This window comes from Streptomyces sp. HUAS TT11 (genome assembly GCF_051553595.1).
In the GTDB taxonomy this organism is placed as follows: domain Bacteria; phylum Actinomycetota; class Actinomycetes; order Streptomycetales; family Streptomycetaceae; genus Streptomyces.
In genome coordinates this window covers 326,284-352,430 of sequence record NZ_CP196185.1, presented here as the reverse complement: position 1 = coordinate 352,430, position 26,147 = coordinate 326,284, and the positions used below count along the sequence as shown (strand labels likewise).

General features: G+C 67.6%; 18 protein-coding genes and 9 pseudogenes. 15 read left to right on the top strand and 12 right to left on the bottom strand.

Annotated features, from left to right (window positions below; genetic code table 11):
- Positions 1–624: 624 nt before the first annotated feature.
- The 4 genes and pseudogenes from ACSHXN_RS45325 to ACSHXN_RS45310 all read right to left on the bottom strand — a co-directional run.
- Positions 625–1,827, bottom strand: a pseudogene (locus tag ACSHXN_RS45325) (IS3 family transposase).
- 67 nt (positions 1,828–1,894) lie between these two features.
- Positions 1,895–2,434 (bottom strand): annotated as a pseudogene (locus ACSHXN_RS45320) (transposase family protein); the annotation flags it as partial.
- Positions 2,435–2,441: 7 nt separating this feature from the next.
- Positions 2,442–3,259, bottom strand: a protein-coding gene (locus ACSHXN_RS45315) for an IS5 family transposase (RefSeq protein ID WP_438306201.1) whose coding sequence is annotated in 2 segments (ribosomal slippage) — positions 2,442–2,920 and positions 2,920–3,259 — 819 coding nt in all. Because the reading frame shifts where the segments join, the coding sequence is not laid out codon by codon here.
- Between the two features lie 46 nt (positions 3,260–3,305).
- Positions 3,306–3,461 (bottom strand): annotated as a pseudogene (locus ACSHXN_RS45310) (IS5/IS1182 family transposase); the annotation flags it as partial.
- 340 nt (positions 3,462–3,801) lie between these two features.
- On the opposite strand from ACSHXN_RS45310, the gene ACSHXN_RS45305 reads away from it, so the two are divergent.
- The 8 genes and pseudogenes from ACSHXN_RS45305 (at position 3,802) to ACSHXN_RS45270 (ending at position 12,519) form a co-directional block, all read left to right on the top strand.
- A complete protein-coding gene (locus ACSHXN_RS45305; protein WP_438306762.1) occupies positions 3,802–4,998 on the top strand; it encodes an IS110 family transposase in 1,197 nt (398 codons plus the stop codon).
- Positions 4,999–5,154: 156 nt separating this feature from the next.
- Entirely contained in the window at positions 5,155–5,847 is a 693-nt protein-coding gene (cseB, locus tag ACSHXN_RS45300) for a two-component system response regulator CseB (RefSeq protein ID WP_438306760.1), read from the top strand.
- Entirely contained in the window at positions 5,844–7,112 is a 1,269-nt protein-coding gene (locus ACSHXN_RS45295; protein ID WP_438306759.1) for a sensor histidine kinase, read from the top strand. The genes cseB and ACSHXN_RS45295 overlap by 4 nt, the downstream gene beginning before the upstream one ends.
- A gap of 119 nt (positions 7,113–7,231) precedes the next feature.
- Positions 7,232–8,230, top strand: a complete 999-nt coding sequence (locus ACSHXN_RS45290; RefSeq protein WP_438306758.1) for a D-alanyl-D-alanine carboxypeptidase family protein — start codon at positions 7,232–7,234, stop codon at positions 8,228–8,230.
- A 116-nt stretch (positions 8,231–8,346) separates the two neighbouring features.
- A complete protein-coding gene (locus ACSHXN_RS45285; protein WP_438306757.1) occupies positions 8,347–9,816 on the top strand; it encodes a M1 family metallopeptidase in 1,470 nt (489 codons plus the stop codon).
- 132 nt (positions 9,817–9,948) lie between these two features.
- Positions 9,949–10,239: a transposase gene (locus ACSHXN_RS45280; protein ID WP_382915747.1), complete on the top strand. Its 291-nt coding sequence runs from the start codon at positions 9,949–9,951 to the stop codon at positions 10,237–10,239.
- A 157-nt stretch (positions 10,240–10,396) separates the two neighbouring features.
- Entirely contained in the window at positions 10,397–10,864 is a 468-nt protein-coding gene (locus ACSHXN_RS45275) for a hypothetical protein (RefSeq protein WP_438306756.1), read from the top strand.
- A 278-nt stretch (positions 10,865–11,142) separates the two neighbouring features.
- Positions 11,143–12,519 (top strand): annotated as a pseudogene (locus ACSHXN_RS45270) (IS1380 family transposase).
- Positions 12,520–12,841: 322 nt separating this feature from the next.
- On the opposite strand, the gene ACSHXN_RS45265 reads toward ACSHXN_RS45270, so the two are convergent.
- Positions 12,842–13,795 carry an RNA polymerase sigma factor gene (locus ACSHXN_RS45265; protein WP_438306755.1) on the bottom strand — a complete coding sequence of 318 codons (954 nt, stop codon included), beginning with the start codon at positions 13,793–13,795 and terminating at the stop codon, positions 12,842–12,844.
- A 183-nt stretch (positions 13,796–13,978) separates the two neighbouring features.
- On the opposite strand from ACSHXN_RS45265, the pseudogene ltrA reads away from it, so the two are divergent.
- The 5 genes and pseudogenes from ltrA to ACSHXN_RS45240 all read left to right on the top strand — a co-directional run bounded on the left by ltrA (position 13,979) and on the right by ACSHXN_RS45240 (position 17,639).
- A pseudogene (ltrA, locus tag ACSHXN_RS45260) lies at positions 13,979–15,390 on the top strand (group II intron reverse transcriptase/maturase).
- A gap of 113 nt (positions 15,391–15,503) precedes the next feature.
- Positions 15,504–15,770, top strand: a pseudogene (locus ACSHXN_RS45255) (IS630 family transposase); the annotation flags it as partial.
- Positions 15,707–16,069, top strand: a pseudogene (locus tag ACSHXN_RS45250) (N-acetyltransferase family protein); the annotation flags it as partial. The pseudogenes ACSHXN_RS45255 and ACSHXN_RS45250, both read left to right, overlap by 64 nt.
- 41 nt (positions 16,070–16,110) lie before the next feature.
- Positions 16,111–16,736, top strand: a pseudogene (locus ACSHXN_RS45245) (transposase); the annotation flags it as partial.
- A 58-nt stretch (positions 16,737–16,794) separates the two neighbouring features.
- Positions 16,795–17,639 (top strand): IS5 family transposase gene (locus tag ACSHXN_RS45240; RefSeq protein WP_438306754.1). Its coding sequence is split into 2 segments (ribosomal slippage): positions 16,795–17,182 and positions 17,182–17,639, totalling 846 coding nucleotides; the frame shifts between segments, so codons are not numbered across the junction.
- A gap of 144 nt (positions 17,640–17,783) precedes the next feature.
- Here ACSHXN_RS45240 and ACSHXN_RS45235 read toward each other — a convergent pair.
- The gene (locus tag ACSHXN_RS45235; protein WP_438306753.1) at positions 17,784–18,131 is read right to left on the bottom strand and encodes a toxin Doc; all 348 of its coding nucleotides are present in this window, start codon (positions 18,129–18,131) and stop codon (positions 17,784–17,786) included.
- A gap of 39 nt (positions 18,132–18,170) precedes the next feature.
- On the bottom strand, positions 18,171–18,419 hold the full coding sequence (locus ACSHXN_RS45230) for an antitoxin MazE7 (protein ID WP_438306752.1): 249 nt from the start codon (positions 18,417–18,419) through the stop codon (positions 18,171–18,173).
- Positions 18,420–18,597: 178 nt separating this feature from the next.
- Here ACSHXN_RS45230 and ACSHXN_RS45225 point away from each other — a divergent pair, with 178 nt between their 5' ends.
- Positions 18,598–18,888 (top strand): WhiB family transcriptional regulator, encoded by a 291-nt coding sequence (locus ACSHXN_RS45225; protein WP_438306751.1) that lies wholly within the window; start codon positions 18,598–18,600, stop codon positions 18,886–18,888.
- A 578-nt stretch (positions 18,889–19,466) separates the two neighbouring features.
- On the opposite strand, the pseudogene ACSHXN_RS45220 reads toward ACSHXN_RS45225, so the two are convergent.
- The 4 genes and pseudogenes from ACSHXN_RS45220 to ACSHXN_RS45205 all read right to left on the bottom strand — a co-directional run.
- Positions 19,467–20,040 (bottom strand): annotated as a pseudogene (locus ACSHXN_RS45220) (sensor histidine kinase); the annotation flags it as partial.
- 239 nt (positions 20,041–20,279) lie between these two features.
- Positions 20,280–20,903, bottom strand: a complete 624-nt coding sequence (locus ACSHXN_RS45215) for a class I SAM-dependent methyltransferase (RefSeq protein WP_438306750.1) — start codon at positions 20,901–20,903, stop codon at positions 20,280–20,282.
- Between the two features lie 146 nt (positions 20,904–21,049).
- Positions 21,050–22,018, bottom strand: coding sequence for an alpha/beta hydrolase (locus ACSHXN_RS45210; protein WP_438306749.1), 969 nt, complete (start codon positions 22,016–22,018; stop codon positions 21,050–21,052).
- A gap of 108 nt (positions 22,019–22,126) precedes the next feature.
- Complete coding sequence (locus ACSHXN_RS45205) at positions 22,127–22,432, bottom strand: putative quinol monooxygenase (protein ID WP_438306748.1); 306 nt, start codon at positions 22,430–22,432, stop codon at positions 22,127–22,129.
- A gap of 199 nt (positions 22,433–22,631) precedes the next feature.
- On the opposite strand from ACSHXN_RS45205, the gene ACSHXN_RS45200 reads away from it, so the two are divergent.
- Positions 22,632–23,258, top strand: a complete 627-nt coding sequence (locus ACSHXN_RS45200) for a ferritin-like domain-containing protein (RefSeq protein ID WP_438306747.1) — start codon at positions 22,632–22,634, stop codon at positions 23,256–23,258.
- Here the strand turns inward: ACSHXN_RS45200 and ACSHXN_RS45195 are convergent.
- A complete protein-coding gene (locus ACSHXN_RS45195) occupies positions 23,173–25,977 on the bottom strand; it encodes a helix-turn-helix transcriptional regulator (RefSeq protein WP_438306746.1) in 2,805 nt (934 codons plus the stop codon). The two genes, ACSHXN_RS45200 and ACSHXN_RS45195, sit on opposite strands and share 86 nt — an antisense overlap.
- Positions 25,978–26,147: the final 170 nt, after the last annotated feature.

Genomic DNA, 26,147 nt, shown 5'->3' with positions numbered 1-26,147 from the left:
CTCGCCTCAAGGCGACAACCGCAGGCTTGAACGTCGGCCCGACTGGCGCGCCTCGCTCATACGTTCCTCGGCGTCGGGTAAACCGACCGGTCCCAACACGGATCGCGTCCAGCAGCACGAGGAGCCCACGCGACCCACTCGGTCGTCTGCCGGCATCAGCGCGCGGTGAATGACGTCACGCTCAAGTTCCAACAGGAGGATCACGATGACAGAACCTGACCCCAGGCTGCGCAGGGCCACGCTCTGCACGAAGTGGGCGATCGAGGAGTTGGTCCGTGGCGCGATACGCAGGCGGGCGCGGCGCACTCAGGCGCCTGCAACTACTCAACCGAGGGTTGAGCGTACTCAGTACGCGCAGCGGCCTCGCCCTCGTCACCCGGGTGTCCGCTGAAACACCGCGAGCGGGTGGCCTACAGGCGTCGGGGTTAAACGGAAAAGGCCCCGTACCTCCGGATGCATCTGGAGGTACGGGGCCAGTGAGGCTTCTTCAACCTGCGGTTGAGCTGGCGTGATGCAGGGTGAGGACGGCCTGGACGAGGCCCGTGATGCGGGTGGTCGAGCGGGCCTTGACCTCGAATCTTGGACACGGGCTATGGGGCCTTGACCCCGAATCTTGGACACGGGCTATGCGGCTGGTATCAGCGTAGTTGGTGCTGTTCGGGACGCGGTTTCGTAGGCGATCGGGCTGCGGTGTCCGAGGCTGGAGTGACGGCGTCGGGTGTTGTAGCGGTGCAGCCAGCGGAACGCGTCGAGGTGGGCCTCGCGCTCGCTGGACCAGGTCTTGCGGCCCTGGAGCGTCTCGCGTTTGAACGTCGCGTTGAAGGACTCGGCGAGTGCGTTATCCGCGCTGGAGCCGATCGCGCTCATGGACTGGCGAATGCCGGCTTGGCGGCAGGCGTCGGCGAAGGCCCGGCTGGTGTATTGGGCTCCGTGGTCGGTGTGCATGACCGCTCCGGCGAGGCTGCCGCGGGTGCGTTCGGCGGCGGCCAGGGCGTCGATGACGAGACCGGTTCGCATGTGATCCGCGATCGCCCATCCGGCCAGGCGACGTGAGGCGAGGTCGATGACGGTGGCCAGGTAGAGGAACTTCCCGCCGTCCACGGGGAGGTAGGTGATGTCGCCGACGTACTTGGTGTTCGGCTCACTGGCGGTGAAGTCCGCGGCCGATCAGGTCCGGCGCCTTCGCCGCGGCCGGGTCCGCAACCGTGGTGCGGTGCCTGCGACGCAACCGCACGCCCGCCAGGCCGATTTTCCCCATCACGCGCGCGATGCGCTTGTGGTTGACCCGCTCGCCGCCCCCGCGGAGCTCGGCGGTGATCCGGGGGACGCCGCAGGTGCCGTCCGATTCGCGGTGCACGGCCCGTATCCGGGCGGCCAGGCGGGCGTCGGCTGCCTGCCGGGCCGCCCGGTCCTCGGCGGTCCGGCGCCAGTAGTAGAAGCTGGAGCGGGCGATGCCCAGGATGGCGCACAGCCGCTTCACGCCGTAGCGGCGCTGGTGGTCGGCGACGAACTGGAAGCGGTTCACCAGCGCGTCTGGCCGGCGAAATACTTCGCCGCCTTCCGCAGGATCTCGCGCTCCTCCTCCAGCTCACGGACCTTCTTCCGCAGAGCGGCGTTCTCCGCCTCCAGCGGCGTGGGCGGCTCGGCCGGTACTTCCGCCCGCCGCCCCCGGGGCCGGCTCGCTCCGGCCGCCCGGACCCAGTTCCGCAGGGTTTCGGGGTTGATCCTCAGATCGGCAGCGACCTGCCTGATCGTCGCCTCGGGCCGCGACTGGTACAGCGCGACCGCATCCGCCTTGAACTCCGGCGGATAGTTCTTCATGACCACGAGATGTCCGTTCTCAGATCCTCAGGATCCAGTGTCTCGTGTGTCCAAGATCAGGGGTCAAGGCCCAGCAGCAAAGTTTGCGGAGTAGCCGCCAGGACTTGTGGGTGGCCATGACTTGTTTGACGAGGGCGCGGATCTTGGTCTGGGATCGGTTCACGGCCTGCTGGTCTGTGGAGAGTGTCTCCGATCGGCTGCGGAAGGGAATCCGGACGGTGCCGCGGGCGCCCTGGTAGCCCTTGTCTGGCCAGCAGGGGGTGTGGGCCTGGTCGAGGGCGTCGATGATGCCGTGTTCGCGGGCTGCGCGGATGTCGTGGGTAGCCCTTGGCGGTGCGGGGGAGGCCCGTAGGAGCCGGCCGAACGGATCGGCCATGGCCTGCACGTTCATGCCGTGCTTCTTGTGCTTGCTGGAGGAGAAGGGCCGGTCGGCGGCGATCCGGTCGATCGGTAGGAGCGTCCCGTCGAGCAGGACTTAAGCCTTCGTCGAAGCAGTTCGGACGGCCTCGTCGAGGGTTGGTGCGAGTGCGGCCAGCAGGTCGACGGCCTCGCTGATGTACCGGTAGACCGTTCTCGTGCCGACCTCGAAACCTGCTGCGAGCTGGGCGTAAGACCGTGTCCTATGTGGTGAGGCGGACGAGTCGCTTGTAGCAGCACATGGCTGCGGCGAGGCCGAGAAAGGCGAGGTAGTTGCGGGGGTTGCGCTCGTAGCGGGGACTGAGTCTGCGGTAGCCAGACAGCCACGACATCGTCCGCTCGATCACCCACCTTCGGCGGCCCAATCGCTCGCTGGACTCGATGCCTTTGCGGGCGATGCGGACGCCGATGCGCTTGCCTCGTAACCATTTCCGCAGGTGGGGGATGTCATATGCCTTGTCGGCGTGCAGGCGTTGAGGCTTGAAGTAGCGGCCGCGGTGAGGGTCGTGTCTCGTTTGGTGACCCTTGACCATGGGCTTCAGTGCTTCACTGTCGTGGGTGTTGGCGGCAGAGACGCCGACGAGGAGGGGCAGTCCGTTCGCGTCCGACAGGACGTGCATCTTGGAACCCGGCTTGCCTCGGTCCACGGGGCTCGGACCTGTGAGTTCGCCCCCTTTTTTGCCCTCACGTGGGCGGAGTCGAGGACGACGCGGGTGACGTCGATGAGGCCGGCGTCATCGAGCCGGTGCAGCACTGCTTCATGGAGCCGGCCCCACACACCGGCTCTCGACCAGATCAGGAACCGCCGGTGGGCGGTCGACTTCGATATGCCGAAGCAAGGCGGCAGAGCCCGCCAGGCGCAGCCGCTGACCAGCACGTAGATGATGGCCGCGAACAGCGTCTCATCAGGCGTGTCCTGCGTTCCACCGCCTTGCGGCCGCACCTTCGACGGCGGGATCAACGGCTTCGCGATCTCCCATAGCCCGTCCGGAACAATCCAACTCCACGCACCCCGCCCCATACGCAGTCCAACGACGCCTCACCACATAGGACACGGTCTAAGTGGTCCCACTGCGTAGATGTGCTAATACCGGCAAGGCTTGACGGCCAACCGGGAGCCGGGGCCAGCGACTCCCGATCCGACGACGGTGTTCACGCAGACGAGCAGCGAGGAAGGACAGGGATCGACTGGACACGTCCAGCCCGCACGGGTAGGCAAGCACGTGAAGCCTCTGATGGATACCGGGTGATCTTGGTCGTGAACCCGTCTACCAGGGGCTTCACCCATATGTCGAACCAACTGACCCACTCACGGCTCAAGTTGGCAAAGGCTCCCTACCTTGTTCGTGGGCTTCGTCCCGGTCATTCGTAGGATCGGGAGGCCCAGGGGTTTCGGGTGTGGCTCAAAAGGCTCATGCCGCTATGTGGCTCTCACTGATTGGCCGCCCGAGACCCCGCGACGACACGGCCACTCATTGGGATGCGCGAACAGTCGCTTCGTAGGGACACGTCGGCGTGGTCGTCCGCAGGGACCAGTGCACGAATCGTCGAGGGGAGACGCCGGTGCCCGAGTTGTGGGCGGGGACGGACGCGGGAAAGGTCGAGCACCACTGCACGGTGATCGATGGGGACGGGGCGAAGGTCCTGTCGCGGCGGGTGCCGAACGACGAGCACGAGCTGCTGGGACTGATGAGCGATGTGCTGGACCTGGCCGACGGCGGTCCAGTGACGTGGGCGGTCGACCTGAACGCCGGCGGGGCAGCCTTGCTCATCGCCCAGCTGACCGGGCACGGGCAGCGGCTCCTTTACATCCCGGGCAGGACGGTGCATCACGCCTCCGGTTCCTACCGCGGTGACGGGAAGACCGACGCGAAGGACGCCTACGTCATCGCGGACCAGGCCCGAATGCGCCGTGACCTGCAGACCTTGCAGGAGTGGGACGAGATCGCGATAGACCTGCGGATCCTCACCGCCCGCCGCTACGACCTCACCGCCGACCGCACCAGAGCGATCAACCGGCTCCGCGCCCAGATCCTGGAGTACTTCCCCGCTCTGGAACGTGCCTTTGACTACAGCACCTCCAAGGCCGCTCTCGTCCTGCTGACGGGTTACCAGGCCCCGGCCGCCCTGCGCCGCATCGGGCAGGCGCGGCTGGCGAGTTGGCTTTCGAACCGCAAGGTCCGCAGCGCGCAGGCGGTGGCGGCGGTCGCCGTCGAGGCGGCACAGGCTCAGCACGCGGCGGTTCCCGGTGAGAGGACGGCGGCCGCCATGGTGCACACCCTCGCGCGGGCGGTGATGGCCCTGGACGAGGAGATCGCCCGCACTGACGCAGCGATCGAGGCCCGGTTCCGCCAGCACCAGCACGCCGAGATCATTACCAGCATGCCCGGCATCGGCACCCTGCTCGGCGCCGAGTTCATCGCCTGCACCGGCGGGGACATGGACGCCTTCGGCAGCCCCGGCCGTCTCGCCGGACTGGCACCCGTACCCAGAGACTCGGGGCGCATCAGCGGCAACATGCGCCGACCACACCGCTACCACCGCCGCCTCCTGCGCGTCTTCTACCTCTCCGCCCAGGTCGCCGCCCGCTGCTGCCCTACCTCCAGAACGTTCTATGAACGCAAGAGGAGCGAGGGCAAAACCCACAAACAGGCGATCCTCGCACTCGCCCGACGTCGCCTGGACGTGCTCTGGGCCCTCATCCGAGACCAACGCCCCTTCACCACCGAGCCACCACAACGCGGACTCACAGCGGCGTGACGTGATCACCAAACGTCACCGAAACCCTTGACAAACACCATTGGGAATCAGTGTCGTAGTGGCGGTCCTTACGGTGGCGTCCTCGGCTCGGCGCAGGGAGCCATAGCAGCACGGCAAGAGCTGAGAGCGCGGTGACCTGCTGTTAGCCTCGGATAAATGATCCATATGCTGCTGGTGGAGGACGACGAGATCATCCGCGAGTCGGTGGCCATGGCCCTCGAGCGCTACGGCTACCAGGTGACGGCCACGGCCGACGGTCTGGCCGCCCTAGAGACGTTCGTCCCGGGCACCCACGAGGTGCTCCTGCTCGATGTGATGCTGCCCGGCCTGGACGGCATCAGCCTGTGCCGGCGGGTGCGGGAGAGTAGCCAGGTCCCGGTGCTGATGATGTCCGCGCGTGGAGAGTCCCTTGACGTTGTGGCCGGGTTGGAGGCGGGCGCGGACGACTATGTGGTCAAGCCGGTGGACACGTCAGTGCTGGTGGCCCGGATCCGGGCGCTGCTTCGCCGGGCGACGGCCGTGGACGGCGCAGCGTCCGAGCCAGCCGAAGCCGCAGCTGCCGACGGCCCGCTCGCCTTCGGCGATGTCCTGATCGACACGCTGGGCCTGGAGGTCACGCGGGCGGGCCGGCGGGTGGAGCTCACCCCCACGGAGTTGCGGCTGCTGCTGGAGTTCGCGGCGCATGCCGGGGCGGTGCTGGACCGTCAGCAGCTGTTGCGGCGTGTGTGGGACTATGGCTGGGACGGCGACAGCAGGATCGTTGACATGTGCGTCCGCCGGCTGCGGGGGAAGATCGGCACGGACCGTATCGAAACCGTCCGCGGGTTCGGGTACAAGCTGCGGCGGTGAGGCTGGTGGGCATTGCGGACACACACACGGCCCGGTGGCGTCCACGACTGGCGCTGTCGTTGCGCTGGCAGGTCGCGGCGCTGGTGGCTGGTGTCGTGTGCGCGGTAGCGGTGTCGCTGGGCGTGCTCGTGCATCAGGCGAGCGAGCGGCGTGGCCTGAGCATCGGGCAGGAGCGGGCCGGTAACGCTCTGGACGAGGCGGCACGAGAGGCGGAAGCGGGCACTGCCGACTCGGACGGCGACCCGAACCTGCTGGATGCAGCACAACTGCCCGCGCCGCTGCGCCGCATGCTGCCCGACAGCCGCGGAACCGTCTTCTGGTACGACGACGGCAAGCCGCACGAGCCGTGGATGTGGGCGGCGCGGCGGTACGGGGGGCAGGTGCTCGCCGTGCGGGTGGACGTGGGGTCGGAGCTGCGTGATTTGCAGGCTCTCGACCGGAATCTGGTGCGTGCCTCGGGCGGCATCCTCGTGGCGGCAGTGCCGGTGAGTGTGGCTCTGACCGGGTTGCTCACGCGCCGACTGCGCCGGGTTTCCAGTGCTGCCCGGCGGATCGCCCACGGCGAACGGGACACCCCGATCGCCGCCACCGGGCGGCTACGCGACGAGGCCGCCGAGATCGCCGACTCCGTCGATGCCATGGCCACGGCGCTGCGGCGGCGGCTGTCGGACGAGCAGCGGTTCACCGCGGACGTCGCACACGAGCTGCGCACCCCGCTGGCGGGGCTGGTCACTTCTGCGGAGCTGCTGCCCGAGAGCAAGGCCACGGGATACGTGCGGGACCGGGTGCAGGTGCTGCGCGCACTGGTGGACGATCTGCTGGAGGTCTCCCGGCTGGATGCCGGGAGCGAGCACGCGCAGCTCAGCCCGGTGCCCCTCGGCATATTCGTCGAGGAGACGGTGAGGCGCACCGGCGTCGCGGCCGAGCTACGGATCGACACGGACGCGGTAGTACGGACCGAACCGCGTCGGCTGGAGCGGGTGCTGGCCAATCTGCTGCTCAACGCCGACCGGCATGGCGGCGGGCTGGTGGCGGTCACCGTCACGGCGGAGCGGATCGAGGTGCGCGACCACGGGCCCGGCTTCCCTGCGGAAATGCTGCGCGACGGACCGCGGCGGTTCGCCACAGGACGGCCCGAGCGCGGCGGTGGCCACGGTCTGGGGCTGACGATCGCGCTGGGCCAGGCGAGGGTGCTCGGGGCCCGGCTGGAGCTGGCCAACCCTCCCGGCGGGGGCGCGCAAGCCACGGTGTGGCTGCCGCGTTGATACTCGGCTGTTACCTGGCTGGTCGGCCGCGGTGACACAGAGGAGGCGTGTCGGCGATATCGGCTGCCCAGGGTGGAGTCCGTACGCGACCACCGCGTATCCGCCCCATGGAGGTTGCCGTGTCCCTGGCCCCTGCCCGCGCCCACGCGCGTTCCCGGAACCGGATCACGTTGTGGTCTGCCGGCTCGGCACTGATCGCGGTGATCGTGCTGCTCGGCTCGGGACTGTTCGGCTTCGCTCTGCCCGGCCGGGCCTCCGATCGGGGCGGACTAGCCGACTCCGCCGTGGCCCCCGGCGTGCGTACGCAGCTGCCCTGGCCTTCGGACGGGCAGGCTGCACTTTGGGTGGAAGGCGTCGGTGATTTCGGCACCAGCGGCAAGCAGGTCCCGGTGCCGATCGCGAGCGTCGCCAAGGTGATGACCGCCTATCTCGTGCTGCAGAACCACCCTCTGCACGGCGGCGATGACGGCCCGCGGATCAAGATTGACGACGAGGCGGCGGCTGGCTCGTACTCCTCCGATGAGTCGGCGACCCCGGTGCGGCCCGGCGCCTCCTTCAGCCAGCGGGACGTGCTGCAGATGATGATGGTCACCTCCGGCAACAACATTGCCCGGCTGCTGGCGCGCTGGGATGCCGGAGCACAGAGCGCGTTCGTGAAGAAGATGAACGAGCGAGCCGCCGCACTGGGCATGGACGACACCTACTACACCGACCCCAGCGGCTTCGACAAAGAGACCACCAGCACCGCCGCCGATCAGCTCAAACTTGCTCGCACGGCGATGAAGGATCCTGCATTCCGCGCCATCGTGGCCACCGAAGAGATCGCTGGCCTACCCGACGCCCCGGAGCCGCTACCCAACACCAACAAGCTCCTCGGCAAGGACGGCGTGATCGGCCTGAAAACCGGCTCCAGCACGCCAGCCGGCGGAAACCTCGCCTGGGCCGCGCACCGAACCATCGACGGCAAGCAGCGCCTGGCGATCGGCATCGTCCTGCACCAGAGCGCCGGCACCACCCCCGCCCAAGGGCTGGAGGACGCCTTCACCCGCAGCCAGAAGCTGATCCGCGCACTCGACGACATCTCCACGACGAAGGCGAGTGCCAGAGCAAACGGCTAAGGCGCGACCCGGCCCTAGTTACGCAAACGCGTGAACGTTGATACGCGGCAGAGCAAGCAGTGTCGCGTCTGCCGAGAACAGCAGGGGGTCCATGACCCCGCGAAAGAAGGATGAACATGACTTGGAAGCCGATGCCCACCAACCGCCGCGCCGCCGCGATGGCCTCAGCCCTGCTGGTGGCAGCCGTCACGGCCTGCGGGATTCCACCCGCCGATGCCGCAGACAAGGCCAAGCCTGGTGCCCGCCATGCCGGTGACCGGCTGTTCCGCTACCTCGGCAACCGCGGGTATGACGTCCAGTCCTACGACGTCCGCTACGACTACCGGCCGGACACGCCGAAGATGAAGGCCTCGGTGCGCGTCGAGGCAAAGGCGACACAGGCCCTGTCCGAGTTCAGCCTCGATTCAACCGGGCAGAAGATTGATTCCGTCAGCGTGGACGGCGCAGATGCCGAATTCCGGCGTGACGCCAAGGACGAGAAGCTGATCATCAAACCCAAGAGCCCACTGGTGAACCAGAAGGCCTTCCGAGTGGATATCAGCTTCGTCGCCGACCGCTCAGCCGACCCGGCCTCGCCTGCCGACCCCGATCACCGGAAGGGCCTCACCGGCTGGCACAACTACGGCAAGAACGGCAAGGAAGGATTTGCGATGCTCGGCCAGCCGGACCGGGGCCACCTGTTCTTCCCCATGAACGACCATCCCAGCGACAAGGCCCGCGTCACCTTCCGCCTGACCACGCCCAAGGACATGACCGCGGTGGCGAACGGCACCCTGCAGTCACGTACCGCACGGGGTGAGCGGACCACGTACGTCTACGCCACCCGCGACGTGATCCCCACGCATGTCGTGCAGGCGGCTGTCGGGCATTACCAGAAGTTCACCGCAACCGGCCCGGGCGGGCTGCCGCTGCGCAGCTACGTCGCAGCCGACCGGGCGAAGGCAGCCGAACCGCAGGTGAAGGCGACCGCGGCGCAGCTGGCCTGGGTGGCGCAGCAGATCGGCAGTGCCTATCCCTACGAGACCTACGGGATCCTGGGCACGCAGGGCGAGTTCGGGGGCGTCGCACTCGAGGGCGCCACCTTGTCCACCTATGCCGCCGAAGCGCTGAATAAACCGTCCCCCGTCATGGTGCACGAACTGGTCCACCAGTACTTTGGCAACGCTGTCGCCCTCAAGAACTGGGACGACATGTGGATCAGCGAAGGTCATGCCTCGTACTACACCGCCCGATACATGGATGAGAAGGGGGAAGCGAAGCTCGAGGAAACCGTCAAGCGTGCATACGAATTCGACCGGGATGAGCGGCCGAACATGGGAGCCCCCGGTCGCTTGAAGGAAGCCGGCGACGTGCTGGGCGGCACCAACGCGGCGGGCGTGGTCATGCTGCACGGGCTGCGGCTTCAGGTCGGCGACGCCACCTTCAGCAAGATCGAGAAGACCTTCTTCGACCGGTTCCGGCACAAGAACGCTTCGACCCAGGACTACATCGACGTCGCCAACGAAGTCTCCGGCCGCGATCTCACCAAGTACGTCAAGAGCTGGATCTACGGCAATAAGACCCCGCCCATGCCAAAGAAGGACTGAACTCAGACCGCGCAAAGACCGCGTGGCACCAAGCCAAGCACCTGAGACACCCAGAAGCTTGAGCTTGAAGGGCCCCGAAGTTCCCGGACAGGCACCCAATAGGGTTGTCCTGAACGAGGAAACGAGGAAGAAGTGGCGCCACCCAGTAAGTACTCGCCGGAGTTCCGCGAGGAAGCCGTCCAGATCGCGTTGAGGTCAAGTAAGACGATCTCCGAAGTCGCCCGGGAGCTTGAGCTGAACTCGGAGACCCTACGCGGCTGGGTGAAGAAATACCAGAAGCAGCAGGAACCAGCCCCCGATGCGGAACTGACGGTGAACGAGCGGGCGCGCCTAAAGGAACTCGAACGACGTAACCGCGAGCTGGAGATGGAAAATTCTTTCCTGAAAAAAGCCGCAGCGTACTTCGCGAAGGATCCCCGGTAGCAAGCAAGTACGAGTTCATCGATGAGATGCGGCTCGACACCGAGGAGTACGCATACAGCGTCGAGTTCATGTGCGGTCGGCTCGGTGTATCCCGATCCGGCTACTACGACTGGCGCTCCCGCCCGCTGTGGAGGATCCGGAGCGCAAAGCCGCCACCATGTCCGGTTTCCGCGGCGCCCGGTACATCTCCGCCGAGGCGAGCACCCGTGGCGAGTGGAAGCCCGGCGGCTCGAAACTGCCCGGCGCAGACGCCTACGCCACGTCCAAGCAGTGCAACCTGGCAACGGTGCTCGCCTTCGCCCGCGAAACACCCCGACTGCGGTTCAACGCCATCGAGCCCGGTTTCGCCCCCGGCACGAACCTCGGCCGTGATGCCGGCCTGTTCCTGCGCCTGCTGTCGAAGCACGTGCTCTCGCCACTGGCCCCGCTCATCAAGTACTGGACCAACCCGGGCACCGCTGCTCGCGTGATCACCCGGATACTCACCGCCGAATCGGACACCACCGGCGTCTACTACGACGAGAAAGGACGACCAATGCGGGGTTCCGCACAGGTGCACGACCCGGCGTTCAACGCGCGGGTAGTCGCCGAGACCCGTGCACTACTGGGGACAACGCACGGATGAGGAAGGACTTCGCCCGGTGGCCCCCGGGCAACCGGACTCGGGCCACCGTTCGGATGGCTTCGCCCCCGCTTGGCCTGCACCTGGGAGGCATCGAGCGTGTCGCAAGAGAGGTCCAGCCGGTGAGCCTCCCGCAACCGGTCCAGCAACACCTGTTAGCCACGCGCTTTTACGTGGCTGGGTGTCGGGTGGGCGATCAAATGGGCGGAGAGTGCTCCTGACTTGCAACGATGGGACTTGTCTAGGGTCCTGTTAGCTGCAGGGAAAGAAGCACTCTCCAGGTGAAGAAGCGTATCGGGTCATACCCGCGCGTCCGCATCGAGGGCGGCGGCCGGACAGTGGTCTCGCAGGCCGGGGGCGTGCTGCTGGTCGAGACCGTCCGCAAGGCCGGCCTGGACACCGCGATATCAGCGGCGCTGAGGCCGTGGCGGAAGCCGCGTGCGGTGCACGACCCGGGAAAGATCCTGCTGGACGTGGCCCTGGCGGTCGCGCTGGGCGGCGACTGCCTCGCGGATGTCGCCATGCTGCGGGCCGAGCCGGCCGTGTTCGGGCCGGTGGCCTCCGACCCGACGGTCTCCCGCCTCATCGACACCCTCGCAGCCTCCGGCGAGAACGCCCTGCGGGCCATCCGTGCCGCGCGGGCCGAAGTCCGCCGACATGTCTGGCGGTTGGCCGACCGAAAAGCGCCGGATGCGAGCGGGACGGTGACCGTGGACCTCGACGGGGTGCTGGTGATCGCACACTCGGACAAGGAGGACGCCGCACCCACATGGAAGCGAACCTACGGCCACCACCCGCTGATGGCGTTCGTCGACCACGGACCGGGCGGCACCGGTGAACCAGTGGCGGCCCTGCTCAGGCCGGGGAACGCGGGCTCGAACACGGCCGCCGACCACATCACCGCCGCCCAACTGGCCCTCGCCCAACTGCCGAAGAAGTACCGGCGCGGACGTCAGACCCTGATCCGCACCGACTCCGCGGGCGGCACCCACGACTTCGTCGCCTGGCTCACTCAGCGGGGACGGTGGCTGTCCTACTCGGTCGGCATGGTGATCACCGAGGCGATCCACCAGCATGTGCTGAAGGTTCCGGCATCGGCCTGGACGGCGGCCGTCGAGGCGGACGGCGAGATCCGCGACGGCGCCTGGATCGCTGAACTCACCGGCGACGTACTGGACGGCTGGCCGGAGGGCATGCGGCTGATCGTCAGAAAGGAACGACCGCACCCCGGGGCCCAGTTGCGGCTCACGGATGTGGACGGCTTGCGGTTGACCTGTTTCGCCACCAACACCTCGGGCCGGCCGATCGCCGAGCTCGAGCTCCGTCACCGGCTGCGGGCCCGGGCCGAGGACCGCATCCGCGCCGCCCGGACCACCGGCCTGCGCAACCTGCCCCTGCACCGCACGGCCCAGAACCGGATCTGGCTGGAGATCGTGCAGATCGCTCTCGACCTGCTGGCCTGGATGCCGACGCTCGCCCTGTACCGGCAAGGCCAGGCTCCGGGAGCCCCGCCGACTACGGCTCCGCCTGTTCACCGCGGCGGGACAGCTCGTGACCACCAGTCGTCGGCGAATCCTCCGCCTGGCCCGGCACTGGCCCTGGACCGGTCACATCACCGCAGCCTCGACCGGCTCACCCAACTGCCGGACCCTGGCTGACCAGCAGATTCCCCGTCCCTTCGACAGCACCCAACACCCATAGCAGTGGAATCCGGTGCCATCCCGAGGCGACACTCGGGTCTTCGGCCTGCACAGCCTCAGCCCACGGCACGAAAACGGCCCACCGACTCCGTCGGCGGACCGTCACGAAACTTCGAGGCTAGCAGGATTGGGCCCTCGTGGCGTAACGACAGCGTGTCTAAGATCATGGGAAACTTGAGGTCGTTGGGCGCTCGGGATTGTGGTTGTTTGTTTCATACCAGCAAATTATGATCGGAGCCGGGGGAGTTCGATCGCTCACCGTTTGCCTGCCGGACTCGTTTCAGCGGCGGGCCCGGTAGTGAAAGCGCGTCTTGCTGATACGGCCCTGATTCATGAAGTGCGCCAACACGGCGTCGGGCGGGCAGTGGAAGGGGTTCTCCGGCGGGTTGAGCAGAGCAATCTCCCAGATGACGACCTCGCGGCTGGCCACCACGTTCAGCAGCTTGTGCCGTACGCCGGCGGACACATCACGATCAAACGCGGGGGGTAGGTGATCGATGCCCGTGCGTTTGCCCGTCGGCAAGATTACATCCGCCTGCGGTGACCACCAGTCAGACAATACCGAGGTAAGTTCACCGCGATACCCGGATTCTATGGTCTCCTTGGCGAGTCTGCGGTGCCTTGCGTGCAGGGTTGCAACGTCGTCGTGCACCTGCTCGGCCGAGTTCAGCAGGGCATTGACCAGCTTGGTGCGTGCCTGGTTGAGTCTGCTGCGCACGGTGCCGACCGGTGTGGCGCAGAGTGCCGCGATGTCTTCGTACGATGTGACGTCGGTGAAGTAACGCAAGATCGTTACCAGCCGCAGAGTGGGGGACAAGCCCTCCAGCGCGCTCCAGACCCAGTCCCGCAACGCGTGCTGGTCGAGAACCTCCGCCGGGTCCGGCGGTGTTGGGTTTGACCGGTCCGCCTCAAAGGGTTCGCTTACTTCGGGCATGGGAATGGCCGACATCTTGCGCAGCTGGGCCCGGCACACATTGCGCACCACCATCCGTAGCCACGCACCGACCGCGTCCGGATCCCTAATGTCGCCTATCCGGCGAACCGCAATGAGCACCGCCTCCTGCACAGCGTCTTCGGCATCCTGGCTGTGACCGAGCAAAGCCAGCGCGACAGCATGCATACCTGCTCGATGTCTGGCAAGGAGCAGGCCTAGACAACTGGCATCGCCCGCCTGTGCTGCGTGCAGCAGTTCGGAGTCCTGCGGCACTCCAACCATCTCATGTTTTTTGCCCATTCTTTAATAATAACCTCAGGCCCTTTTGATCCCAAATGTCCGACCTTCGGGCCTGGTGCGGCATCCTGAACGGGAGCATCACCGCCCAAAGCGGCAAGCGTTGCTCAACACATTCGAGCCACGGGCTGAAGCCGGCGGTGATACGGGGGGTCTGCTGCACGATCAGATGACATCTGAACTGGCGTGTCCCATGGGGCGGGTGGGAAGGATGTCGTTGTGCCCAAGCCCTATCCGGAAGATCCCGGCCGCCGGTTCGACGATCTGTTCAACCTCGTGCACGATCCGGCGACGCTGATTGTGGCGTTCGACCGGGTCGCGGGCAACCGGGGAGCCGGTACTCCTGGCGTGGATGGCCTGACGGCCGCCGACGTCGAGGAGACGCTCGGCGTTCCCGGGTTCCTGGACGACCTGCGCGCCCGTCTCGAGGCGGGGGCGTTCCGGCCGCTGCCGGTGCGGGAGAAGACTATTCCCAAGCCGGGCGGGTCCGGGAAGGTGCGGCGGCTGGGGATTCCCACGATCGCCGACCGGGTCGTGCAGGCCGCGCTGAAGCTGGTGCTGGAACCGATCTTTGAGGCCGATCTCAAGCCGGTCTACTACGGGTTCCGGCCCAAGCGGCGGGCCCAGGACGCGATTGCCGAGATTCACTTGTATGGCACCTGCGGCTACCGCTGGGTGCTGGACGCGGACATCGCGGCGTGCTTCGACGAGATCGACCACGTCGCGCTGATGGACCGGGTCAGGCGGAGGATCAAGGACTAGTGCGTGCTGGCGCTGGTCAAGGCGTTCTTGAAGTCCGGGCTGCTGAACGAGCTCGGGGAACTCCAGGACACCTACACCGGGACGCCGCAAGGGGGCATCCTCTCCCCGCTGCTGGCCAACATCGCCCTGTCGGTGCTCGACGAGCACCTGCACCGGGCCTGTGAAAGCGGCGGGGAACTGTCCACCGAGTACAGGTGCGGACGACGCCGGGCCAAGGGCCTGCCCTCGTGGCGGCTGGTCCGCTACGCGGACGACTTCGTCGTCCTGGCCCATGGGACCAGGCAGGACACCGAGGCACTGCGCGAGGAGGTCGCCCATGTGCTCGCACCGGTGGGGCTGCGGCTGTCACCGGCCAAGACCCAGGTGGTGCACCTGACCGAGGGGTTCGACTTCCTGGGGTTCCACATCCAGTGGCGCCGAAAGAGGGGAACGGACAAGTGGTACGTCTACACCTTCATCGCCGATCGGCCCTTGCGGTCGATCAAGGCGAAGATCCGTTCCTGACCCACAGAACGTCGCAGCAGGACCTGGCCGTGGTGCTGATCAACTTGAACAGAGCCACGCAGGGTTGGGCCCACTACTTCCGGCACGCCGTCGCGAAGCACGTATTCACCAAGGTGGACGACATCGTCTGGTGGCGACTCGTCCGCCTGCTGCATGAACGGCACCACTGGAACTGGAGGGACTTCCGCCGACGATTCACCACCCCCAGCGGGCGGTGGCTTCCGATCGCGGCGGGCGAGATCAAGCTGCAGAAGATCAGCGCGATCCCGGTCACCCGGTATCGCTACCGCGGCAACAAGATCCCCAACCCCTGGGTCCCCGAGACCGCCTGACGGCAGAGACCGTGGAGAGCCCGTTGCGTTGAGAGACGCACGGCGGGTTCGGCGAGAGGTCCGGGGAAACGGACCGGGAGCAATCCCGGCACCGCGCCCCAGGCCTACTCGGCGACGAGGCCGGATTCTCGATGACTCCGCCCCGGGCCCGGACCTGGGGGCGACGTGGCCACACGCCCGTCGTTCGCGTTCGGGGCAGATCCCGCCGCAGGACATCGGTCGCCGCGCTGTGCTGCTACAAACCGGGCGAGAGCGCCAGGCTGATCTATCGGCCCCGTCATCATTTGCTCTTGAAGGGAGCGCGGAAGAGCTTCTCCTGGCAGGACTATCGGGACCTGCTGGCGAGGGCCCACATCCAACTCGGCGGCCCCATCGTGGTCGCTACCTCGTCGGCTGGCCCCGCAGGGACGACTTCGGGGTCATCGCACAGACCGACGCGGGCGAACCGATCGGTGCGGTCTGGGCGTGGCGCCTTCCCGTGAGTGAGCCTGGATACGGCTTCGTTGGTCCGGACGTTCCCGAGCTGACCCTCGGCCTGTTACCCGGACACCGCGGTCGCGGGCACGGCCGGGACCTGATGGAGGCACTGATCCAGGCCGCGGCCGAGGGACCGGCCCCGGTGGCTCGGCTCAGCCTGAGCGTCGAGGACGGCAACCCCGCTGTGCACCTCTACAGTGCTCTCGGCTTCACCCGGGTCGGGCGCAGCGGCAACTCGGACACGATGGTTCTGGACGGGTCTCGCAGGCCGGTGGGGTGCTGCTGGTGGAGGCTGTTCGCCGGATCGGCCTGGACGCCGCGCTGTCGGCGGCCCTGGAGCCGTGGCGCAAGTCGCGGGCGGTGCACGATCCCGGGAAGGTCCTGCTCGACCTCGCCCTGGCGGTCGCGCTGGGCGGGGACGCTTGTCCGACGTGGCTGTGCTGCGGGCCGAGCCCGCGGTGTTCGGTGCGGTGGCCTCGGATCCGACCGTCTCCCGGCTGGTCGACGCGCTTGCCGCGGCCGGCCCGCGGGCCCTGGCCGCCGTGCGGCAGGCTCGAGCCAACGTGCGCGAGCGGGTCTGGCGGCTGGCCGGTGACGCGGCGCCGAACGCGGGCGGCGAGGTGGTCGTGGACACCGACGGCGTCCTGGTCCTAGCCCACTCCGAGAAGGAGGACGCCGCCGCGACCTGGAAGAAGACCTTTGGGCATCACCCCTTGCTCGCGTTCGTCGACCACGGCCCGCAGGGCTCCGGCGAGCCGGTCGCGGGCCTGCTGCGGCCGGGCAACGCGGGCAGCAACACCGCCGCCGACCACATCACCGCGGCCCGGCAGGCGCTGACCCACGACATGGCTCCTCGGGCGAACCAACGGGGCGTCACGAAACTTTGAGGCTAGGGTAAGGCTAGGGTCCGTCTTCAAAGATCATCGGATGGTGGATCATGGTGGGGTGATACGCCGCCACGAACTCACCGATCAGGAGTGGGAGTTACTCGCTCCACTCATACCGCGGGCCGCGACGGGCCGACCGCGGGTGGAGGACCGGCAGGTCATCAACGGCATGGTCTACAAGATCCGGACCGGGATCTCTTGGCGTGACCTGCCGGAACGCTACGGTCCATGGAAAACGGTCTACACCCGCTTCCGCCGGTACGCGCTGGACGGTGTGTTCACTCGAGCTCTCCAGCAGGTCCAGGCCCATGCAGACGAGGCCGGAGACATCGACTGGCTCATCCAGATCGACTCAACCATCGTCCGCGCCCACCAGCACGCCGCCGCCACCGGCCGAAAAGGGGGATCCACCGGCCGGACGAACCGGGCGATCACGCCCTCGGCCGATCCCGAGGAGGACTGACCACCAAAATCCATCTTGCATGCGACGGCAAGGGACGCCCGCTCGCGATCCTGCTGACACCCGGCCAACGCCATGACAGCGTCTGCGCCCGCCCCCTTTTGGAACGCATCCGCGTCCCGCGCACCGGCCTCGGCCGGCCCCGATGCAAACCCGACCAGGTCATTGCCGACAAGGCCTACAGCTCCCGCGGGTTCCGCGCCTACCTGCGTAAACGCGGCATCGCGTGCACCATCCCGGAGAAAGCCGACCAACAGCAGCACCGCCACAACCGCGGTCGCCGCGGCGGCCGCCCACCCGCATTCGACCGTCAGATCTACCGCCGACGCTTCCGCGGCATCGCCACCAGATACGACAAGACCGCCACCTCCTACGAAGCGGCGGTCAGTCTCGCGTCGTTCCTGCTCTGGGCAAGATCAGTTTGAAGACGGACCCTAGACGGACGTACCTCAGCCGCGGGTCTGGCACCAGCCCTGTCTACCGTCGCGAAACACCCGTCTCCACGCCCTGCGAGGGCTCCCTGGCGCTCCGCACCAGGACCGGAGGTACAGGGCTGCCCGGAGCTTGATTCATGCGATCCGCCAAGATCGAAGGCGGTCGGCGATCTCGTAGCTGTCGAGTCGAAGGCTGCGAATCTCGTGAATCAGATCTCGCCACAGCTCGAACTTCTCGTCCACGTGCTCGCCTGACGCTTCCAAGTACGCGATCGCAACCCCATAGCCGAACGCTTCATTACGCGCGGGGAGCGGGCGAAGAAGTACGCACTCTTCCAAGAGCACGGCAGCACGCCAGAAGGCGTCAGGGTGGTGCTGATCATGCCTGGGCGGATCAACGCGGTGTCGCTGGGCCATCCCGACCAGGACAGAGAAGTCGTTGACGGTGAGGTCGGAGGTGAGGATCTCCTCCTGGCGCTCCAAAAGCCACCGATAATCGATGAGGACTACAGGCGGCACAGGTCAGGCCGCCCGCGTGGTGTTGTGGGCGATGGGCAGGAGCCCCCCGAATTCGGAGTCGAAGGCGTCCAGTACGCCGGGCTCATCGATAACACGGCGGAACGCGCCAGTCGCCGTATCGAGAGCTCGCGCGTGCTCCTTCTCCTCGGCCAGCTTGGCGAGGTAGGCCTTGACGGTGAGTCCTGCGTCCTTGGCCAGAGACTGCAGGGTGTCCCTGGTACCTGCGTCGATCTTGACGGTCGTATCTGCCATACCACGAGTATGCCGCTCGGTATACTGTGTCGTCTACCGCCTTGACTTCTTGTGACTGAGTCCCTTGAGATGGCGCAGAAGCCGCGGCCGCCGACCTGCTCGGTGCGTTCCGGAGCGGTTCAGGGTCCGCTTCCACGCCAAGGGTGAGACGGGCAACGGGCGACACTCCGGGGGAGGGATGACGTTGAGCACCGCAGACTGGCACACAGCTGCCTGCCGTACGAGCGACCCCGACGCTCTCTTCGTCCAAGGATCCGATCAGAATCGCGCCAAGGCCGTGTGCACTGGTTGCCCGATGCGTACCGAGTGCCACGCCGACGCCCTAGACAATCGCATTGAGTTTGGCATATGGGGCGGAATGACAGAAAGAGAGCGCCGCGCATTTCTACGCCGGCATCCAGACGTTCCCTCATGGCGTGCACACCTGGACGAGGCGCGCAGGGTCCACGAGCAGGAACACACCAGCTGACCACCCAAGCAACGCCGACGAGCCGCCGGGTCATTCGATCAGGACTGGCGGCTCACCTCGCGCGAACGGGGCTGAAGAGCCAACGAACTCTGCTCCAGACAGAGGCCTGGCCGCGCTGTGTCGCGGCCAGACCTCGGACATCGTAACGACTGGCTGCACCCATTCGGCACGCGAGGGCACCCCTGAAGCGGGCAGGGGCCCATGAGATGCCGCGACAGCCGCAAATCGTTCCGCGCGCTCTCCCTTCCCGCAGGCCGGGAAGAGTGGCAAGTTTCCTTATCCGAAGGTGGCCGTGCACGTGACGTGGGCAGTCGGATTCGCCGGCGACTCGAACGTCCTTCGTTACCCCCGTACGCCCTGTCGACCACGCCGGACCGGCGTCGTGTCCCGTCAGTGGGTGCCGACCACAAACGGTTACAGGGCGCTCGATCCGGCGGGTGGAGCGATCGCATCAGAGGCGGCAGACGAGCGCCGCCGATCGGGCTGCGATCCCCAGCGACTGCCGTCAGGTTGCGGCGGACGGTCTTGTTTGTCCGAGAGCGCACATGTCGGACACCCCGCATGTTTCGGGCCGTCGGGCCATCAGGTTGCTCGGCGCGGGGGAGCCAGAGGGTGAACACTGCTCCGTTGCCGGGGCTGCTGTCGGCGGTGACGGTTCCGCCGTGTTCCTCGACCAACTGGCGGACGATGGACAGGCCCAGTCCGCTGCCGCCGGTGTGTCTGTTGCGGGACTTCTCGGCCCGCCAGAAACGTTCGAAGACATGGGGCAGGTCCTGGGCTGCGATGCCGCTGCCGGTGTCCTCCACCGAGAGGACGGCGATGGTTGAGGTTCAGCAGTCCGTCGCAGGTGACCTCCAGCCAGCCGCGGATGTTGGTGAGTGGGGTCCGCAGCTCGTGGGCGATGTCGCTGACCATGGCTTTGCGTTGGGCTTCCAGCTGTTCGCGGCGCGCGGTGAGGTCGTTGAAGGCGGCGGCCAGGTAACCGGTCTCGTCCTTGGTGGTGACGGCGACACGCGCATGCTCGTGCGGTGGCTGTTGGGCCGCGACGGTCAGAGCTCGCAGGGGACGGACGAGGCGGATCGCGACGACGGTGGTCATGGCGACGGTGAAGGCGAGGACGAGCGCCGAGACACTGGTGATCTTGGCCGCGTTGGGCTGCGGACGCCGCCTGCGCGACGGCCACCTGCCCATTCGCGCCGCCCTGGTCGCACCGCGCGGCTGAGATCCGCGCGGTGCCCGGGGTGGCGACCCCCCGTACACGCGCGAAGCGGCCCGTCGGCCGGCGCCGTACGGGCTTGATGGAAGTCGCCGCGCACGGTGCCGGCCAACGGGCCGCGCCGTCCCGGATCGGGTCCACGCCCGGTCTGCAGGGTCTCACCCGATCTGCCGGTCTATACGGGAAGCAAAGCTCCCTGCCGCGCTGGGACGCGAGGCTTGCGGCAGGAGTAGACGAACGCGGGCGGCACATTGGCCCACACCGTCCGACCCGGCACGATCTCCTCGAACGCCGCCCCCAGGGCGTCCCGCAATCTGCGAGCGGGAGGGGCCCACCGCGTGTGGGTGTACGCGAACGTGGTGAACGTGCCGTCGGGAGCGAGGATGTCGGTGATGGCATCGAGGAGGTCGTCCTCATGCTCCCGCGAGAACGCCGTCCAGGGCAGCCCGCTCACGATCACGTCGGCCTGTCGGTAACCGCGCTCCGCGAGTAGCTCCCGCACGTTCCGGGCGTCGGCCACCGCGACCTCCACCCCCGAATAACGCGCGGTCAGCATTCCGGCGAAGCGCTCGTTGATCTCGACTGCTAGATGATGGCCACGGCCGGCCAGTCGCCGCTGGATGGCCCCAGTGAACGCGCCCGTGCCCGGACCGAGTTCAACCACCAGCGGAGCACCGGTGTCGGGTATGGGCGCGGTGGCCAGGTCTGCCAGGGCCTCACCGCTGGGGGTGATGGAGGCGACGGTGAATGGGTTGCGGAGAAACTCCCGCAGGAACACGGCACGGGTGTCGGCGGTCATCGGCCGGCTCTCCGTCCAGAGGTGCGCGTGATAGTGTTTATGATCATTTTTCCCTTCCGGGAGTCCGAACGATGAGAGGGCCGCGGTGGCCGGGACAGGGGCGTCACACTCCGGGAAGTGATCGCGACGCGACGCCCTACGGATGGCTACGCGGGGTCGGCGGGGCCGAGGACCCGGGCGAGCCAGTCGTTGCGGGACCGCCGTGCGGCGACCGAGACCCGCGCCAGCGGGTGCAGCGCGTCGAAGCCGTGGAATCCCCCCGCCCACACGTGGAGTTCCGCCTGTCCGCCGGCCGCCCAGATACGGGTGGCGTAGTCGGTGTCCTCGTCGCGGAACACCTCGGCGGATCCGGCGTCGATGTAGGTCGTGGGCAGGCCTGAGAGGTCCTGGGCCAGCGCGGGTGAGACGTAGGCAGGTACGTCGTCGCCGGTGAGACCGCCGAGGACGCTGTGCCATCCGAACGCGTTCATCTCCGTGGTCCAGAGCCCTGGCACCCCGGAGAACTGGCGGCTGGAGGCGGTGATGTTGCGGTGGTCGAGCATGGGACAGACCAGCATCTGGGCCGCGATCGCCGGGGTGCCGAGGTCTCGGGCCAGGAGAGTGAGACCGGCGGCTATGCCGCCGCCGCCGCTGATCCCGGCGACGACGATCCGGGTCGCGTCGATGCCCAGCTCTTCCGCGTTTTCCGCGATCCAGAGCAGCGCTTGGTAGCAGTCGTCGACCAGGGCGGTTCCGGTGGCTTCCGGAGCGAGCCGGTAGTCCACGGAAACCACGACCGCGCCGAACTCGTCCAGCCACTCAAGCGGGATGTCGATCTGCGAGAAGCGGTCTCCCATCACCATCCCGCCGCCGTGCATCCACAGGACGCAGGGAGCGGCGGTCATACGGTCGGTGTCAGCTGGGCTGAAGATCGACAGCGGGATCTGGGCACCGTCCGTGGCGGCGACGGTGATCTCCCGCCGTTCGACGGAGCGTCCTTCGAGAAGGGGCTCGACGGGCGGTGACGGATACTGGCGCACCTGCGCGAGTATCTCCGGGTCGAGCTGCGACATCAGGGGCATGTTCGCGAGGACCGCACTCAGTTCGGGGTCCAGATCGGGACGGGTGGAGGTCATGTCAATTCCTTTTCCTGGCTTTTGGAACGGCCTGGTAACGGTCGGCGTAGGAGGCGGCGGGCGGCCGACTGGAACACCGCAGCCGGCCGCATCCTCCGCCGACTGGTGTCAGAAGGCGGCCTTGCCGCCGACGGGCAGTTCGTCGATGTAATCGGGCTCACCGGCGAGCAGCGGCTGGAGCTGCCCCACCAGCTGCTGGGCCGCCCCGGTCGCGAAGAACGCGCCGTGCGCCTCCTGGCTCGTCCAGCCTTCGGTGACGTAGACGACGTCCTCGTTGTCGGAGGAGCGACTGACCAGGAAAACGACGCAGTCCTCGTTCGACAGGGCCGGCGCGTCGAGCAGGAACGCGAGCAGTTCGGCGCCCTTGCCGGGCTGCGCGGTCATGGTGGCGTGGAAGCCATGGGTGACGGTCATGGGAGTGGAACCTCTCGTTCTGGAAGCCGGCGCCCGTTCTCCGGCGGCGGCTGACTTGCGCTTACGGACTCCACACTCCACGCTGCCCGGCCTACCCACATCAGCCATTCATCTCCGGCCTCGAACCGACCGGCCCTCCTCGCGCGGTTAAGTCATTTGGCAGATGCACACGGGAAACCGCACGGCGAGTATGGAGTGCATGACACGCCCTCCCGCACGAGAGAACCCCCCGGTGCCGTCGGCTCCCCTGCATACGCGCGAGGTCCGGGATCGTGCCCTGTTCGATCTGGAGGACGGGCCGGTCACCCCGTCGAACCGCGCCGAGCTGACGACGGTCGCCCACTTGCTGGACATCCTGCTGGCCAGCCTGGTCGTGTCCTCGCTCCAGTACGAACAGCACGCGCTGCTCGTCCGTGCGCCTTCGCACCGGCCGATCGCGGAATTCTTCCACTCGTGCGCGGACAGTGACCGCGGCGACGGACGTCTGCTCGCGGTGCGGATCCGGCAGCTCGGGTTCACCGCCCATCACGACCCGGAGCACCTGGCCACTCGGTCACGGATCGCCTTTCAGACCTTTCCGGACGGCGACCTCGGCGGCATCGTCACGCAGGATCTCGCGGGAGCGAGGATCCTGGTCCAGACGCTGCAGGAGGCAGTGCGCTGGCTGAGGGACGACGATCCCACCACCCGGCGGCTGCTGGAACGGCTCCTGGAGAAGAAGGAGGCCCAGGCCGACGTACTCAGCGCGCAGTCGTTTCCCACGCTTCGAGCGGAGGCGGATGATCGTTCCCGGGAAGCGATGGACGGGACGACAGGGCGTCCCTGAGTCCGGCGCGCGACGAGATGCCGAGCTTGGGAAAGATCCGGTACAGATGTGCACCGACGGTTCGGTGGGAGAGGTAGAGCCGCTCAGCGATCTGCTTGTTCGTCAGGCCGCTCGCCGCGAGTTGGGCGATCTGGAACTCCTGCGCGGTCAGGTCGAGCGGTGCATCGGACGGCACGTCGCTCTGTCGGTATCCCGAAGCGCGCAACTCGCCCGATGTGCGAGCGACCCAGGGCTCCGCCGCCATGGCCGCGAATCCGGCGCGGGCGGCCAGCAGATGCTGACGCGCTTCGGGTACGGACCTGTCCCGGCGCAGTTTCTCGCCGAAGGCGAGGCGGATACGCGAGGTGTCGTACAGCCACCGTTCCGCCGAGGGCTCCGTCAGCAGATCCGTCAGTCGCGACACCGCCTCGTCGCTCTGAAGGACGAGGGCGTCGGCACCCGCCTGGATCAGCGCCATGCGGGGCGACAGCCGGGCCACGCCGGCCACCCGCATTGCCTCGACGTGTGCCCTGGCTTCGACCGTACGACCGGTGCGCACCGCCGCCTCGACCAGGTCGAACATGACCCAGGTGCAGTGCGGGACGTACGAGGCGAGGGTTCCGGGCGGGCTCATTGCGGCGGCATGGCGGAAGGCGGACTCGTAGTCGCCTTGGCCCATCGCGGCGAGTGTCCGGGGATGCTGGGCGAACAGGACGGCGGCCGACACACCACGCGGGAGCGCCCAGTGGGTGATCTCGTCGGCGAGTGCGTACGCTTCGTCGAAGTCTCCCCGGCCGGCGGCGATGATCGCCCTGTTGTAGCGGAAGTACCACGCGAAGAACGGGAACCCGTTGGTACGGCAGACTTCCTGCCCTTCGATGGCGAGTTGTTCGGCCTCGTCCCAGCGGCCGACGAGGTAGTCGTCCAGACACAGGTGCATGAGGGCGCCGAGATGTCTGCGCGCCGTTCCCCCGTCGCGTCCCTGCGCGACCAGTCGCCACGACGCCTCCCGGCAGTCGCCCAGACGGTCAAGGTAAACCGACGCCGTTCCCGTGCGCATGATGCGTGCGGGGTCGGCGTCGTTTCCGAGCGTGTGCAGGACCGCGTCGATCTCAGGCAGGGCCTCCGCTCCGGTGCGTACCGGATCGGGAAACGTTTTGCTGACCAGGGAGAGTACGTCGGGCGGGCTCGGCTCCAGTTTCCGCAGGGCCTCGAAGAAGGGTTCCCAGTACTCCGGCGCGCTTCCGTACCAGCACAGCAGCAGCAAGGTGTGCAGTGCCTCGATCAGCGCCGGGTTCTCCGCGCGGTAGCCGTGGTCACCGGTCTCGATGGCGCCGACCAGGAGGCGGTGAGCGGTGCTCACGTCACCGTCCCCGTTGATCATCAGGAACGCGGCCGCGTTGGCCACATGCAGCGAACCGGAGGACTCCGAGGTCGCTTGCCGGGCGTCGGACAGTAGCGCCTTGGCGTCGTCGATCGAGCCGCTCGCCTCGGCGCCGATGTACGCGGCCTCCGCGAGCCGGCGCCCCCGGTCGGCGCCCGTCACGCTCAGTTCGGCGGCGCGGATCAGGGCCGCGACCGCCGCGAAGGCATCCCCTCGACGCATGACCTTACGGGCCGCGACCTCCAGCAGCTCCGCCACCACCTCGTCGGGGCCGACGGCGGCCGAAGCGAGGTGCCACGCACGGCGCTCCTCGTCACCGCCGAGGGCTTCGGCGAGTTCGACGTGCGACCGGCGACGCTCCTCGTGGGTGGACATCGCCACGATTGCCGACCGGATCAGCGGGTGCCTGAACGCGATCCGGGCCGTGGCGTCGTCGACACGTACCAGTTGTGCCCGCTCGGCGGGCCCCAGGTCGGCCAGGCCGGGCCGGTTGCTGAAGACTGTTCTCAGCACCCGGATGTCCCCGGTTCCCTCGAAGGTGGCCAGGAGCAACAGCTCACGGGTCGCCTCCGGTAGATCGGCGATCCGAGAGGCGAACAGCGCCTGAAGCCGTTCGCTGAGCGGAACGACCCCGGACTGCTCGACCTGACGCGAGGCCGCGCCCTGCAACGTGGACGGCAGCTCCATCAGCGCCAGCGGGTTTCCCTGGGCGAGTTTGAGCAGCCTCTGCCGGATGCGGCCGGGCATACGCGGGAACGCGAAGTCGACCAGTTGCTCGGCGGCCTCGTTGCCGAGCGGCGGTACGGTCATGTCGGTCAGGCCCCGCCGGTCGAGGAAGCTGGTCGCCCCCGTCCTGGACGACGCCAGAAGTCCGGCCTGGCAGCCCTCCAGGCGGCGTGCGACGAAGCCCAGCACGCCAGCGCTGGCGCGGTCGATCCAGTGGATGTCGTCGACCAGCAGGAGCAGTGGTGTCTCGGCGGCGGTCGCCCTGATGAGCAGCAGCGCGGCGTTGCAGACGACCAGTACGTCCGGTGGCGGACCGACACCGAAGCCCAGCGCCACCGACAGCGCCTCCCGGGGCCCCGCCGGCAGGCGGTCGAGGTCGTCGTGCACCGGCAGCAGCAACTGGTTGAGACACGCATAGCTCACATCGGCCTCGAACTCCGACCCGGACGCCCGCAGCACCCGCATACCCTCCGCGAGCGCGAGCTGCCCGGCGGCGGCCATGAGCGCGGACTTGCCCACGCCGGGCTCACCCCAGAGCAGCCGCGTCGTCCCGTGCCGCCGCACCTCGTCGAGGAAGGCGGAGATCTGCCCGAGTTCGGCATGGCGTCCGAAGAGTTCACTGCTGGCCATACATACCTCGCCGCTGGATTCGTGTGCTTCAGTGACCTACCACACTCGGTGAGGCGTAAGCCCACTCAGGTTCGGGATGATGGCCGTCACATACTGTGCCGATTCTTGTGCTGAGCGCGTCGTGATTTCTCTTCTACGCCCCCGAGTATCCGTCACGGCAATGGGCCGCC

Excerpts from the sequence above, each read along its gene's own strand:
- cseB (WP_438306760.1), top strand. The coding sequence starts at position 5,155 with ATGATCCATATGCTGCTGGTGGAGGACGACGAGATCATCCGCGAGTCG.
- ACSHXN_RS45265 (WP_438306755.1), bottom strand. The coding sequence starts at position 13,795 with ATGGGCAAAAAACATGAGATGGTTGGAGTGCCGCAGGACTCCGAACTG.
- ACSHXN_RS45205 (WP_438306748.1), bottom strand. The coding sequence starts at position 22,432 with ATGACCGTCACCCATGGCTTCCACGCCACCATGACCGCGCAGCCCGGC.
- ACSHXN_RS45230 (WP_438306752.1), bottom strand. The coding sequence starts at position 18,419 with ATGGCAGATACGACCGTCAAGATCGACGCAGGTACCAGGGACACCCTG.
- ACSHXN_RS45215 (WP_438306750.1), bottom strand. The coding sequence starts at position 20,903 with ATGACCGCCGACACCCGTGCCGTGTTCCTGCGGGAGTTTCTCCGCAAC.
- ACSHXN_RS45210 (WP_438306749.1), bottom strand. The coding sequence starts at position 22,018 with ATGACCTCCACCCGTCCCGATCTGGACCCCGAACTGAGTGCGGTCCTC.
- ACSHXN_RS45195 (WP_438306746.1), bottom strand. The coding sequence starts at position 25,977 with ATGGCCAGCAGTGAACTCTTCGGACGCCATGCCGAACTCGGGCAGATC.
- ACSHXN_RS45285 (WP_438306757.1), top strand. The coding sequence starts at position 8,347 with ATGACTTGGAAGCCGATGCCCACCAACCGCCGCGCCGCCGCGATGGCC.
- ACSHXN_RS45275 (WP_438306756.1), top strand. The coding sequence starts at position 10,397 with ATGTCCGGTTTCCGCGGCGCCCGGTACATCTCCGCCGAGGCGAGCACC.
- ACSHXN_RS45200 (WP_438306747.1), top strand. The coding sequence starts at position 22,632 with ATGACACGCCCTCCCGCACGAGAGAACCCCCCGGTGCCGTCGGCTCCC.
- ACSHXN_RS45225 (WP_438306751.1), top strand. The coding sequence starts at position 18,598 with ATGACGTTGAGCACCGCAGACTGGCACACAGCTGCCTGCCGTACGAGC.